The 13,051-nt window shown below is 44.5% G+C and carries 16 protein-coding genes; 5 read left to right on the forward strand and 11 right to left on the reverse strand.

The features are described from left to right. From WBM49_RS10295 to WBM49_RS10320, 6 genes are all read right to left on the reverse strand, one after another. On the reverse strand, positions 1 to 364 hold a 364-nt coding region (locus tag WBM49_RS10295), incomplete at its 3' end, for a lysylphosphatidylglycerol synthase transmembrane domain-containing protein (protein WP_424371966.1). After that, positions 348 to 1,307, reverse strand: coding sequence for a glycosyltransferase family 2 protein (locus WBM49_RS10300; RefSeq protein ID WP_424371981.1), 960 nt, complete (start codon positions 1,305 to 1,307; stop codon positions 348 to 350). The genes WBM49_RS10300 and WBM49_RS10295, both read right to left, overlap by 17 nt. A gap of 34 nt (positions 1,308 to 1,341) precedes the next feature. After that, a complete protein-coding gene (meaB, locus tag WBM49_RS10305; protein ID WP_424371967.1) occupies positions 1,342 to 2,304 on the reverse strand; it encodes a methylmalonyl Co-A mutase-associated GTPase MeaB in 963 nt (320 codons plus the stop codon). An 84-nt stretch (positions 2,305 to 2,388) separates the two neighbouring features. Next, complete coding sequence (locus WBM49_RS10310; RefSeq protein ID WP_424371968.1) at positions 2,389 to 2,886, reverse strand: DUF2911 domain-containing protein; 498 nt, start codon at positions 2,884 to 2,886, stop codon at positions 2,389 to 2,391. A 288-nt stretch (positions 2,887 to 3,174) separates the two neighbouring features. Continuing rightward, complete coding sequence (locus WBM49_RS10315) at positions 3,175 to 3,735, reverse strand: DUF2911 domain-containing protein (protein ID WP_424371969.1); 561 nt, start codon at positions 3,733 to 3,735, stop codon at positions 3,175 to 3,177. 28 nt (positions 3,736 to 3,763) lie between these two features. Next, positions 3,764 to 4,672 carry an aldose epimerase family protein gene (locus WBM49_RS10320; protein WP_424371970.1) on the reverse strand — a complete coding sequence of 303 codons (909 nt, stop codon included), beginning with the start codon at positions 4,670 to 4,672 and terminating at the stop codon, positions 3,764 to 3,766. Between the two features lie 90 nt (positions 4,673 to 4,762). Between WBM49_RS10320 and WBM49_RS10325 the strand changes: the two genes are divergently transcribed. The 3 genes from WBM49_RS10325 to WBM49_RS10335 are packed head-to-tail and all read left to right on the forward strand — an operon-like array spanning position 4,763 to position 7,332. Then, positions 4,763 to 5,320, forward strand: coding sequence for an RNA polymerase sigma factor (locus WBM49_RS10325; RefSeq protein WP_424371971.1), 558 nt, complete (start codon positions 4,763 to 4,765; stop codon positions 5,318 to 5,320). Further along, a complete protein-coding gene (locus WBM49_RS10330; RefSeq protein WP_424371972.1) occupies positions 5,304 to 5,888 on the forward strand; it encodes a hypothetical protein in 585 nt (194 codons plus the stop codon). Before WBM49_RS10325 ends, WBM49_RS10330 begins: the two co-directional genes overlap by 17 nt. Next, a complete protein-coding gene (locus tag WBM49_RS10335) occupies positions 5,860 to 7,332 on the forward strand; it encodes a hypothetical protein (protein ID WP_424371973.1) in 1,473 nt (490 codons plus the stop codon). The genes WBM49_RS10330 and WBM49_RS10335 overlap by 29 nt, the downstream gene beginning before the upstream one ends. 2 nt (positions 7,333 to 7,334) lie before the next feature. Here the strand turns inward: WBM49_RS10335 and WBM49_RS10340 are convergent, their stop codons facing one another. Both WBM49_RS10340 and msrA read right to left on the reverse strand, forming a co-directional pair. After that, positions 7,335 to 8,069 carry a sugar-binding protein gene (locus WBM49_RS10340; RefSeq protein ID WP_424371974.1) on the reverse strand — a complete coding sequence of 245 codons (735 nt, stop codon included), beginning with the start codon at positions 8,067 to 8,069 and terminating at the stop codon, positions 7,335 to 7,337. Positions 8,070 to 8,338: 269 nt separating this feature from the next. Next, on the reverse strand, positions 8,339 to 9,016 hold the full coding sequence (gene msrA, locus WBM49_RS10345) for a peptide-methionine (S)-S-oxide reductase MsrA (RefSeq protein WP_424371975.1): 678 nt from the start codon (positions 9,014 to 9,016) through the stop codon (positions 8,339 to 8,341). A 131-nt stretch (positions 9,017 to 9,147) separates the two neighbouring features. Here msrA and WBM49_RS10350 point away from each other — a divergent pair, with 131 nt between their 5' ends. Beyond that, on the forward strand, positions 9,148 to 9,825 hold the full coding sequence (locus tag WBM49_RS10350; protein WP_424371976.1) for a peptidoglycan DD-metalloendopeptidase family protein: 678 nt from the start codon (positions 9,148 to 9,150) through the stop codon (positions 9,823 to 9,825). A gap of 82 nt (positions 9,826 to 9,907) precedes the next feature. Beyond that, entirely contained in the window at positions 9,908 to 10,678 is a 771-nt protein-coding gene (locus WBM49_RS10355; RefSeq protein WP_424371977.1) for a DUF481 domain-containing protein, read from the forward strand. 1 nt (position 10,679) lies between these two features. On the opposite strand, the gene WBM49_RS10360 is transcribed toward WBM49_RS10355, so the two are convergent. From WBM49_RS10360 to WBM49_RS10370, 3 genes are all read right to left on the reverse strand, one after another. Further along, a complete protein-coding gene (locus WBM49_RS10360) occupies positions 10,680 to 11,240 on the reverse strand; it encodes a hypothetical protein (RefSeq protein ID WP_424371978.1) in 561 nt (186 codons plus the stop codon). A 279-nt stretch (positions 11,241 to 11,519) separates the two neighbouring features. Next, positions 11,520 to 12,323, reverse strand: a complete 804-nt coding sequence (locus WBM49_RS10365) for a DUF6090 family protein (RefSeq protein ID WP_424371979.1) — start codon at positions 12,321 to 12,323, stop codon at positions 11,520 to 11,522. Between the two features lie 89 nt (positions 12,324 to 12,412). Beyond that, positions 12,413 to 12,973, reverse strand: a complete 561-nt coding sequence (locus tag WBM49_RS10370) for a hypothetical protein (RefSeq protein WP_424371980.1) — start codon at positions 12,971 to 12,973, stop codon at positions 12,413 to 12,415. Between the last annotated feature and the right edge of the window lie 78 nt (positions 12,974 to 13,051).

Genomic DNA, 13,051 nt, shown 5'->3' on the forward strand with positions numbered 1-13,051 from the left:
GTACTGCCACCACTTTTTTGGTAGGTACCTCAAACTGTTTTTTTACATAATACCCCTTATAGGCATCACCTCCTATGCCCCCGGGGAGGAATAAATTATAAAACATCCCCAGCAGGTAGAGTTTTAGATTGCTTTTATGAGTGAGTAACACCTCAATTTCATGGAAAAAAAGGTTGAGCCTTACAGCAGCCAATAGCTTGGAGATCACAAAAAACAACAAGGCTGCGATCACAAAAAATGGCTGTGCGCTCTTAAGGACACCTAGAACTTCCGAAAATGGAATTTTTGTAAAAATAAAATAAAGCAGAGCGGCACTGACGATGATTTTCAGCAGGGTGATCCCTTTTTTACGAAGGTTTTCCACCGATGCTTATATTTTTGATGCGGTAAGGGCGTTTGCTCTGGGATTCGTAATAGGTGCGGATAAGCAGTTCCATCACGATACCAATGGTAAATAGCTGTATCCCGGCCAGGATAAACATCATACCGAAAATAAGCAAGGGCCTGTTCCCAATATCTTCTCCAAAACCTAATTTTACGATCAGTAAATAAAAATTGATCAGTATCCCCAAGAGAATAAGTAAGACCCCCAGTATCCCAAATAGGTGGATGGGACGCTGAAAATACTTGCGAATAAACAACAGCAGCATCATGTCTGCCACTACCTTAAAAACCCTTTCCAGGCCATATTTGGAAACCCCCGCATGCCTTGCGTGGTGCTTTACCGGCACTTGCTTTATCTGGGCACCTTCCAGAAAGGCCAAAAGGGTAATAAACCGATGCATCTCTCCGTAGAGATTGAGATCCTTAGCGATGTCTTTGGTGAATACTTTTAGGGCACAGCCGTTATCCTTTATATCTAGTTTGGTGACGCGTCTTACGAGGAAATTAGCAATCTTAGAAGGGATCTTTTTAACCAAAGAATCCTTTCTTTTTTGCCTGATGCCTGTGACCAGGTCGTATTCTCCATCGAGGGCATAGCTCAGCATTTGTGGAATATCACTCGGATCGTTTTGCAGGTCCCCGTCCATGGTGATAATGTATTCGCCCTTGGCGTAGTCTATCCCCGCTGCCAGGGCCAGACTTTGCCCGTAATTTTTTTTGAGGGCCAGCAGGTGCACCTTCGGATCGTTCATATCCGCAATAACCTTGCGTGTTTTGTCTGTTGAAAAATCGTCTATATAAATGATCTGATAGGTATAGCCTTCCAGACTTTCATGAATCCTTTGGGTAAGCAATGCCACATTATCCTCTTCATTGTAAAGCGGAACGACGATAGATAAAAGTGCCTTGGTATTCGGATTCATGTAAATGGCTTGTTTGCTGGCAAATTTAGGTTTTTTATTTAAGACCTTTTGCATAGAGATCGAGGAGTCTTTCGGCTGCTCTAAATGGAGAAATGGCGTTATTTTCTACCTCTTTCTGTAAGGGTTTTATCATTTTCAACACCGCTTCCCGGCTGTAGAATTGCTGTTTTAATAGTCGTTCTACAGTCTGGTTGAACCAATATGTATTTTGGGCTTTTCGTTTCCCAGAGAAATAGCCGCTTGCTTTGTTTGTTGTCTGGTATTCTAGGATCATTTCCCAGATCTCGGGGATGCCTGTGCCGGTTAAGGAAGAACAAGTCAATACCTTGGGGCTCCAGTTATTTTCTTTTGGGGGATACAGATGAAGGGCCCTTTCAAATTCTACCCGAGCCCGTTCTGCTCGTTTAATATTGTCTCCTTCGGCTTTATTGATCACGATAGCATCGGCCATTTCCATGATACCCCGTTTTATTCCCTGTAATTCGTCCCCGGCGCCTGTAAGTTTTAGAAGAAAGAAAAAATCGACCATACTGTGCACGGCCGTTTCACTTTGTCCAACCCCTACCGTTTCCACAAGGATAACATCATAGCCTGCGGCTTCACATAAAATAATACTCTCCCTGGTCTTTCTGGCTACTCCTCCCAGCGAATCTCCGGAAGGGGAGGGCCTGATAAAGGCCTTTGGATCTTTCACCAGTTGGGGCATTCTGGTCTTATCTCCAAAAATACTTCCTTTACTTACCGTACTACTGGGATCTACGGCCAAGACGGCCACCTTCTTACCCATTTCAGTAAGCAGGGTCCCAAAGCGCTCAATAAAGGTACTTTTTCCCACTCCGGGCACTCCGGTAATACCTATCCGTAAAGTATCCCGGGAGTTAGAAAGGCATTTTTCAATGATTTCATAGGCCTTTTCCTGATGAGTCGCCTGGGTGCTTTCTACTAATGTAATGCCGCGGGCTAAAAGAGACTGGTCTCCATTGAGTATGCCAGCCACAAGTTTTGAAACAGAGGGTAAGTGTTTCCGCTGGCTGAGAATTTTTGAAATGCTGCTGGAACTGATATTTTTTTTCCTCTCCAACTATTGTGTGTTAATAGGGACCTTTACTTTAGTGGTGTCCCAATATAAAATTAAGTACAATTGATCATCATTTTCAAAAGCAATGGTAAAACTTTTCTCGGATCTAGGCAGTACCATGGTGGGCACTTGTACTTCCAGTATATCTTCACTGGCATCTCTCAATACTACCGAATTCCCTTTACTATCATAGGTAGTTCCCCAATCCGGTATTTTTTTATTAAATATAACAGACCAATTGTCTTCTCTAGGGATGGTCCATAAAGAATAGCTACCCGCAGGCAGTGTATTGCCCATTACTACAATATCTTTAGTAGTAATAAAAATCGTTGGTTTGTTGGCGCCCGTTCTCCAAACTTTACCATAAGGAACTAATTCTCCAAATATAACCCTCCCTCTTTTAGATGGACTGCCGTAGATTACTGATAGTGACAGATCATTTAAAGTATAAATCGCAGTTTTCTCAGGGCTTTTTCTTACTATTTTTTGTACAAAGGGCATACTTTTCAAATAGGGTATGCCAATAAAGTAAAATAGTAAAGCAAGTAGGATTAAAACGGCCGAAATCCATATCCATTTTTTCATTAAAAAGATAGATTTGATTTATGATACCCTAATTTACTAAATCATAGAGTAAAAAGGAATTCAATAGGACGATATTCTTCCGTTAATGAGGCTTCTATACTAAGTCTTTAATCTTCTGCATTGTTTATAAGGAGAATATTTGTTCTCAATGGTTTAGAACTTCATAAATGTTTACTCAACCAAGATTCTTATTTTTTGCTAAGTTTATTGGGTAATGGGCACTTGTACCTTGGTTGTATCCCATGCTAAGGTGAGGAACAGCCCATTATATTCGTCAAAAGTAATGCTAAAGTCTTCCTGGCTATTTGTCATATTGATAACGGGGGCCTCCACTTGTAGCACATCAGTTTCCGGGTCCCTTGTAGCCTCCGCGCCTCCACTGCTCATGGTGGCACCCCAATCCGGAATGGCACTGTTAAAAATAACCGTCCAGCTGCCTTCTTTGGGAATGCTCCAAAGGGAATAATTGCCTGCTGGCAGGGGCTTACCCATGACCATGATATCCGTTTTGGTCTCAAAACGAGTGGGCTCATTGGCACCTGTGCGCCATACTTTGTCAAAGGGAACCAGTTCCCCAAAGATCACCCGTCCTTTTTTAGACGGACTACTGTAGTTGACCAGCAGGTCATACCCGCCATCAGTATAGGTGTTGGTAGTTTCCGGGCTATTTTTCTTGGTCTGAGTTTTTAGAAATGGCATGCCTACAAAGTAGAAGAGGAGGGCCAGAACGACCAGAATGCCAACAATCCATTTTAATGCTTTCATAGTAAATTAGGTTATTAATTACAGAACTCTAAGGTACTAAATGAAACGTAAAAAAAGATTCATTGCGGTAGGTTTCTCCCGGGAGCAGCAAACAGGATGGGAAGGACGGCTGATTAGGCGCATCCGGAAAATTTTGAGTTTCAAAACATATCGCTGGCAGGTCCGGAGGTGTAAAGATCACCACGGCAGGCTGATCAGATCGTACGCTGAGTTGTATCCCAGACCTGGGCGAATATGCCATGGCCAGGGCTTCCTGAGCTGGGTTTACCACAAAGGGGGTGTCCAGACGCAGGTCCCCAATTTTTTTCGGCTGCCGAAAGTCGAATGCCGTATTCGCAACCGGTACGATTTCTCCCGTTGGGAGCAGTTTTTCGTCTGTGTGCAGTCGTTTATCACTTCGGATCTGTAAGATCCACTCTTCCTGCCTGGCTGCATCATCTAACCTAAAATAGGTGTGATTCGTTAAATTCACCACCGTGGGCTGGTCCGTGGTGGCCTGGTGCAGAATTTTCAAGGTGTTTTCTAACAACTGATAGGTAACGGAGACGATTAAATTTCCGGGATAGCCCTCTTCGAGATGCGGACTCTTATATTGGTAGGTGACATGGGGTTCCTTCCCATCGCTATGATCCCGAAGTTTCCAGAAGCGTCTTCCAAAGCCCTTTTGCCCTCCATGGAGGTGCACCCCATGGTGCTCATAAATAGGGTAGGAGGTATTCCCAATATTGAAATGACCTTTAGAGATCCTGCCGGCAAATCTTCCTACGCAGGCTCCCAAAAACCGTTGGTCCGTTTTATAGTCCTCAGTTGCCTCAAAACCTACCGCACAATTGTGGGGATTTCCGTTCTTATCGGTGACGAATATTTTTTGGATGATGGCCCCGTAATCCAGGGAGGTTAGGCGTATGTGAGCGTTATTTATGGTAACTTGTTGCAAGAAGGAGACTTAAATTTCTTCTAAATGTAGGATTTTTTGCAACATCTCTTTTTTTATTTCGTCTTTTAAACAGCAACAATAAAACCAAGCTTGGAAACTAACCACATGTTCCGCATTGATCTGGTTGAACGCTGTAAACAGCAAGACCGTAAAGCACAACTCGCTTTGTACAAGCAGTATTGTGATGGGATGTTCTGCGTGGCCATGAGGTTTATCAATAACAGGGACGATGCGGAAGATGTCTTACAAGAGGCTTTTATCAAGGCTTTTCAAAAGATACATCAGTTTAAGGGGGAGGTAACTTTCGGGGCCTGGTTAAAACGAATAGTAATCAATAAGTGTCTCGATTTTCTAAAAGCGAGAAAAGAACGGGCCATAGAGATACAGGAAAACACCCTGCAGATCGCAGAAGATGAAGATTGGACGGTTGATAGGGAGGTTTCCATGGAGGAGGTAAAGCAGGCAATGCTGAAACTTCCGGAAAAATACCAGTATGTGTTGCAGTTATATCTGCTGGAAGGATTTGACCATGAGGAGATCGGCCAAATTCTGGGACTCACGAACACGGCAAGCAGAACAAGATTAGTAAGAGGAAAAGGTTTTTTACGAGCCATATTAACAAAGAAAGAACATGAAACAGGATCTTAGAGAATTGTTTGAGGCGGAACGCGCCAAAAAGCACCAAATGAAAGAAGGTCATGAGGATCGTTTTAACAAGCGATTAGAAGCTGCCCTCCCAGCACCTAAAAAGTCCAGATTTTACATTTTGGGGATCGCCGCCTCGGTGGTGGTGATCGTGGCACTGAGTATGGTTTTTATTCAGAATAGCCAGACAGAAGAACCCACAGAGACCGTGGTGATCCAAAATAAAGAGGACCAACCTGAATCTCAGGGCATTTCCCTGGGGGATTTGTCCCCGGACCTTAAGCTGGTGGAGGCGTATTATGTGAACTCCATCAACCTGGAACTGGCCCAGCTAGATCTGTCTTCCGAAAATAAAGTAGTGGTAGATGATTTTATGGGTAGGCTGGGAGAGCTTAACGAAGAATACAAGGCACTGAATTTAGAATTAAATCAAGTGGGACCAAACGAACAAACCATTGGCGCCCTGATTAAGAATTTACAATTGCGCTTACAATTATTACTAAAACTAAAAGAGAAATTACATCAATTAAAATCGACAGACAATGAAACAGTTACTACCAACAATGCCTAGGATATTTATGCTGGGAATCTGCCTTTTGAGTGTGCCCTTGCTCGCTCAAAAGCAAACTAAGACCTATAATGAAAAATTCAATGTAGGGACGGATGCGGTACTCGACATCAATACGAGTTACGCCGATATACAATTTGAGACCTGGGACAAGAACGAGGTCTCTGTGGAAGCCACCATAGTGCTCGAAGGGGCCAGTGAGGAAGAAGCTGCGGCCTATTTTGAAAAATCGGGGATCAAGATCCTGGGAAACAGCAAGACCATTGAAATAAGGACCTATGGTAACAACTGGTCCTTTGGGAGCTCTTTATGGCCCCCAGATCCTGCCAATCCGGTACCTCCAATAGCTCCTTTTGTTGAGATGGATCAATTCTTCACGGATTTTGAATTTCCTGAAATGCCACCTATGCCCGAAATGCCCCCGATGCCTCCAATTCCCCCCGTTAATTTCGATTACCAGGCCTATAAGAAGGACGGAGAGAAATATCTGAAAAAGTGGAAAAAGGAATTCAATAAGAATTTCGATAAGGAATACCAAGAGGAAATGGAAGCCTGGGGAAAAGAATTTGCCGCCCGTGCAGAAGCGAAACGAGATCTGATACAGGAGCGCAAAGAAGCCATAGAAGAACGCAAGCGGGCTATGGAAGAGCAGCGCCAAGAGATGCAGCAACAACGGGAAGAAATGCGGGAACAATCCATACAACTTCGGAAACAGGCAACTGAAGACCGCCAAAGAGCCATGAAAGAAGCTAAAGAAGCAAGAGATAAATCCCTTTTTATAATAAGTGAAGCAGATGGGCCAAACATCTTTTACCGCTCCGAAGATGGTGAATCCAGGAATTACAAAGTAAAGAAGACCATCAAAATAAAGATGCCAAAATCAGCAACCCTGAAAATGAACGTACGCCACGGGGAAGTGAAACTGGCCGCCAATACCAGGAATATGAACGCCACCCTGTCGTACGCAAGTTTACAGGCCTCCACTATAGAGGGAGATAAGACGCAGATCACTGCGTCTTATTCCCCCGTAAAAGTGGCTCAATGGAAGTACGGGAACCTAAACACGAGTTTTTCGGATGGCATAGAATTGGATGCGGTAACGCAATTAAACCTCACTACCACCTCTTCGGAGGTGGTTATCAATAAGGTCCTGAAAAGCCTGCTGTGCCGCAACGATCTTGGGATGCTGTCTATTTTGGCGGTAGACCCCAATTTTACAAAACTGGATATCAGGGTACAGAATGGGGAGCTGCAATGTGTGATGCCCAAGACCCCATTTGCAATCACTGCCAATACTACCCGTTCAGAATTTAGCTATCCTGCCTCCTGGACGCTTAGCAATACCAAAAATGGGCAAGAAGTTCTTTACAAAGGGTTCTCACAAAAGGGAACCACCGCCAAAAATCTTAGCCTGAAAGGCACCTACAGCACTATTGTATTAAAATAAGGTTACTCCTCCAGTACCAGGGTGCCAAAGATATCGGCATTGATCCACCCTTGATTCTTATCTTCTCCCGGCACAAAGACCGATCCTATAAAATTTTCCCGTTCCTTACTCCCGTCATTGTCGCAGTACGCAAGGGCAAACCCCACCTTTTTACCGGCGCTTAAGGGCACCGCTACGTTGACCGCCTCATCCTTGTATTGATCATTGTATAGCCTAATGGCCAATTCCCAGGTGGTGAGCTTGCCAATGGTGGAGCGCACAGATTGTATATGATCATTGTACAGTCTGGGTTCCCTGTCGGGTGCCAGGTCTACCACATTGCCGTCTAAGGCGATGTGATAGGCAAAGGCATTATGGCTGAACTGGTGCAGTCCACCCGAATTATCTTCATCCAGAAATACTTCCAGGCAATCATCGTCCCACCATAATTTAAGGGGTTCTTTGCGGGCATCGTAGAGGGTATCATCGGTGATCTCTACCAGGAGGTAGAGATAGTCCTCGTCCCAACTGAGTTTGTACCGCCCGCTAAAGTCCTGAAACGTATAGGCCTCGCCCAACCAATTCTGATCTAGCGGGTGCCAGCTGGCCATGTTCCAAAAATTCTCGGTGGCCTTTCCGTCTAATGTGGGAGGGCTGGTAGTTTTTTTAACGACCAGGAGCTGGTGGTCTTCCTTTTCTTTCTTGCCGCCACAGGAAACAAGACATGCGAATGCAAAAAGCAGGATAGCATTTTTCATACAGTTCGATTTAAAGTGCTCTATGGCTAAAAGGAATGCACAAACAGATGGGGTAAAGGACCCATGGGCATTTCGTTCGTCATAGATCTGGGGTTACTATGGTCCCAGTAAGATACAAATTCCTACGTATTTGTCTTCTTTTTAGTACATTTTTTGGAGCTGAGAAAGCTAAGGTCATTCTTTAAGTACGCAATGGACCGTTGTGGGAACTAGTAAACATAAAAAAAACCGATTCAAAGGAACCGGTCTTTCTATGAGGTTATTTGTACTTAATGAGAATTTTCCTTTAAGTACTTGGGGAAGTTTTCTTTGAATCTATTGAGTCTGGGAACAGAGACATTGGTGATATAGGGGTTGTTGGGATGTTTTTTTTCATAATCCTGATGGTAGTCTTCTGCCTTCCAAAATTTGGTGAACGGCTCCACCTGGGTTACGATAGGCTCCCCGTAGACATTACTCTCATCAAGTGCCTTCATATAGGCCTCAATGATCTGCTTTTGTTCGTCATCCTTGTAAAAGGCAATGGAGCGGTACTGCGGCCCCCTGTCTGGCCCCTGTCTGTTGAGGGTGGTAGGATCGTGCGAGCCAAAGAATACCTGTACCAGTTCAAAAAAGGAAACCTCTTTAGGATCGTAGTAAACCTCCACGGCCTCGGCATGGGTGGTTTTCCCGTAGCTCACCTCTTCGTAGGTAGGATTGTCTTCAGCGCCACCTGCATAGCCAGATACTGCCTCTTTTACCCCTTTTACACTTTCAAAAACGGCCTCTACACACCAGAAACAGCCACTGGCAAAATAGGCGGTTTCGTATTGTTGCAGTTCGGCCTCACTGGGCTTTTCGGCCTGGGCCATGGGCTCGCTGGCGGGTTCCTGGGTTTTGGTCTTGGACTGGCAGCTTATAGATACCAGGGCAATTAGGGCAAAGAGGGTAGATTTTAACAATTTCATATTGAGATTTATCGTTTATGTCCGTAAAAGGTATAAAACCTTACCAAAAAAGGGGTTAAAACCATGTTAATTCCATCTTTGGCAAACTTGGGCGTAACCATTATCTTTCCAGCAACAAACGTACACCCACTTTGAAAACGCTTTTATCGTCCCTTCGCAGTTTGCCAATCACCCGGATTTTGGACCCTACGATTCCACTTTCGGGGTATACGCCGATGGATTTGTCGGTCACAAACACGGACCTAAAAGATATCACCTTGTCTGATCCAGATGCCTGTCAAAAATTTATAGATGAGGTCCTTGTCAGAAACAAGGCCAGGGTGGCCTATGGGGGCTATCTGGAACAGCGAAATCTCTACAGCGGCAATGCCAACTTTGCTGCCGATGAGGAGCGGCGGGATGTGCATTTGGGGGTCGACTTTTGGACTACTGCCGGCACCAAAGTAGTGGTGCCTATGGACGGGGAAGTGCACAGTTTTCAGAATAATGCGGTGCAGGGAGATTACGGCCCTACCATTATACTGCGGCATGAGTTGGACGGGATACTATTCCACAGCTTGTATGGACATTTGTCCCTGGAATCTTTGGACGGATTGTACGTAGGAAAGGCATTTAAAAAAGGGGAGGAGCTGGCCACCCTCGGTACCCCGGAGGTAAACCTACATTACGCCCCCCACCTGCATTTTCAACTTATAATAGATATTCAAGGAAAAAAGGGCGATTATCCGGGGGTCTGCCGGGCCTCTGAGGTGGATTTTTATACCCAAAACTGCCCGGATCCCATGATGTTGTTCAGGTTAACATCCTAATAAATATGAGGTAGGACTGCTACCTTCTCCGCTGAGAATTCAGAAAAACTTATATTTTTGGAAATAAATATGTATTGATTGTATGCCAAAAACTCTGAATAACCTTTCCTGTTTTCTGCTATTCCTTCCAATGATACTTTTTGCACAGATCAACGAGAGCGATACACTTAAAATCAAGGCAAACCTTTCCCTAACCGGTTTTTTGCAAGGTGGAAACGTAGAGACAGTGATTTTCAGGGCAAAATCTGATTTGAGTTTTATTCCTTTTAGAAACTGGGTTTTTAAAACTAACAACTCCTATGTGTACCAGGAATTTGGTAAGGAAAAAGCAGATGAAGATATCTTAAGTCTCAACTTTCTGTACCTCAACCCCGATAGGAAAATATACCCCCTCCTCCTGGGTTTTGTCAGCACCAATTTTCGAAGGAAAATCGATATGCGTTATTTGGTGGGTGCCGGCGTGACTTTTAAAGTGCTGGACAAAAAAAGGCACTGGCTTAAATTTTCGGTTTCTAGCGAATACGAACGAACCGATTTCTCACTGGCAAACTTTAATCGTGCCAGTTATAATGGAAATTCCACTATAAATACAGTACGAGGTACCCTCTGGATCTACGGAAAATATGAATTGATTGAAGGTAAATTAATTTTAAGTCATGAGAGTTATTATCAACCTTCCCTTCAACAAAGTGATAACTATCGCTGGCGGTCGGATATCGGGCTGGCATTACCACTATGGAAGTTTCTGGACTTTAAAATTAACTACCTCAATACCTTCGAAAGTCTGGTCATAGAAAATCAAAAACAGGAAGATCGGATTTTGACTTTTGGATTTACCCTAAAAAGCTATTGAATTATTTCAGCGGAATCGAGATACCCAGGGCCGCTGCCCCGGCGTATTGGCGCACGGTGGGGTGGAAATAATAGGTAAAGGCCACATCTATGTTGTTTTTGGGCCCCAGGGCCAGACCCAGGGTAAAAGGAATATGGTAGATAAGTCCGCCTGCCTCCAGGTTAGTGCCGGGGGTAACCGTCTCAAAAGAACCAATAGAGGCACCTATACCGCCTTCCACAAAGGGGGCCACCCAGGGGATAGGCGCGGTGATCCGGGCCTTTCCACCAAGCAGAACACCGTTTGAATCCGATCGGTAATCGGGTTCATTTGGAGCGTTATCTCTGTTGTTGGTGCTGGCAAAGATCAGTCCCGCATAGGGCCGCAGCTGTAACCAGGAGGCCAGGCCAATTACGTATTCTCCCTGCAGGTAAAAGCCTGTGCCTACCACATCCACATCGTCATAAGGGGCGCTAAGTCCGTAGCCTATGGCAATATCCAGGGATCTTTCTTTAACGAATTGGGCGGTAGTAAGCTGGGTAGCAGCCAGTACACAAAGGAAGAGTATATGTTTTAGTTTCATAGGTTTTATAAAGTTTGGGAGAATAAGTAATCTTGTTTAGCCATGGTTATACGTTCGTTATTTTTTTACTTCTTTTTCGGTCAAAGTTGATCCTTTTTGTTCGAGTTTAGAATTTGGGTTTCCTTCCAGCCATTGATGGGGGGAGACCAGCATGCCGATGACCACAAGGTTATTTCTCCAATGGCGTATATCAGGTATTTGCGGAATTTGTTTTGTGTCAGCAATTGCTGGCGTAGTTGTCGGAAGAATTTGATCATAAGTATAAAGCGGTTTCTTTAATTAATGGTCCTTTATTTCCCTGTCCAGGAGAGCCATGATTTCCAGGATACGGTTCCTCAGGATCAGGGACTGGGAAAGCGCAAATCTATTGGTGGAAATGGCCCTTTCCAAATGGTCTTCAAAATCCGGTTGATCGAGCAGTGCATGGAAGTCCGGTGGGTATTTTGAATTGCCAATTTCTGCATCGAGTTCGGCTGCCTTCCTCTCACCGGTTTCGATGAGGTAACCTTTTATCAGGCCCGATTCTATGGCTACCTGCCGTATTGTCCTCAGTTGATAATGGGCCACTAGAAATGGAACATACTGCTCATTCCTGTACGATTTCCAGGACAACTCATCTTCCTGAACGCTCACTATATCTGAAGTCCAAAGCGAAAGTAATAGTTTCAGGCTGTCACTTCTGATCAGCCGCAGACTCCCGGAACTCGCCAGATCGCTCACAATTGGATCGAAGGTGGAGTAGGGGATGGTCTTGCCTAAAAATTGGTCTAAACTGTCTTTGTTCCTTAGCGATGGGTTATCGATGTATTGGAATAGCTTTGTTACGGCATTGATCAGATTGGTCTTCAGGCCGATCTTGTCATCCAACTGACTGAGATTAGCGTTGAATTCCGTTTTTAGCTGTTTTAGGATCGCCATTTCTTCCCGGCGTTCCGTCCGCTCTTCATTCCAGTTGTTGATACTCAGGGCGATCAGAATGCCGATCACCACGAGAATAATTTCACCAAGGGCATACGCCAGGTATTTAGAGGTTTTATTCTCCATCATAAGGTTCTGTCTGATTTTTCTGAAGAATTTGATCATAGGTGGTTTGGTTGGCGGTCCCATAGGGGTTAGCAAACGGACTTACCCAAATATAAGAGAAGTTTGCCCTTTTATGCCCATTTATTTCCTCAGCGATCCCTCAATAAATAGTTTTCTGCCTCCCTGAGTGTCTCCAAAAAATTTTCGGAAGTATCCAGGTACCGGAGATTATGGGTTGTACAGGAACTTTTTATCTTGCTGCTATGGGCCATCATGTTTTGTACATGGTCTATCACATAGGCATCTGGTTTGTCAGCCAGCCAATCACTTTTCTCACTGCTATAGGCCCTGATCTCACTGCATTTTTTGTCCATGGGCACCCGGGTATAGCCCAGAAAGCACACCCTGAGTTCGTTTGGATATTTAGTAACCAGTTCAATGAGTAATTCCGGAAGCAGAGCCTCTCCTTCTATCACACAGTCTGTTTCCACATAGATCATACTTTCCATCATAGCCTTTAAAAATCCCCACAACCGGTGCGCGATATCATCCGGGAAAAGCAGATCATGTACCCCGTATTCCGGAATGCCGTTGCTAAAACCCATCATGATCCAATCCAGGGAGAGATAGGGGATGCCCTTTTGGGTGGCTATTTTTTTGGCAAGGATTGTCTTGCCTGCTCTGGAGGCTCCGCTAATGATATATAACATGATCCGGGCTGGTTTTTAAGAATTATCAACAAAGGCTTAGGGCGTCATCTTAACCGTATAATTCCCATGCTGGCTATA

The organism is Muriicola sp., assembly GCF_049669965.1.
Lineage (GTDB): Bacteria > Bacteroidota > Bacteroidia > Flavobacteriales > Flavobacteriaceae > Muriicola.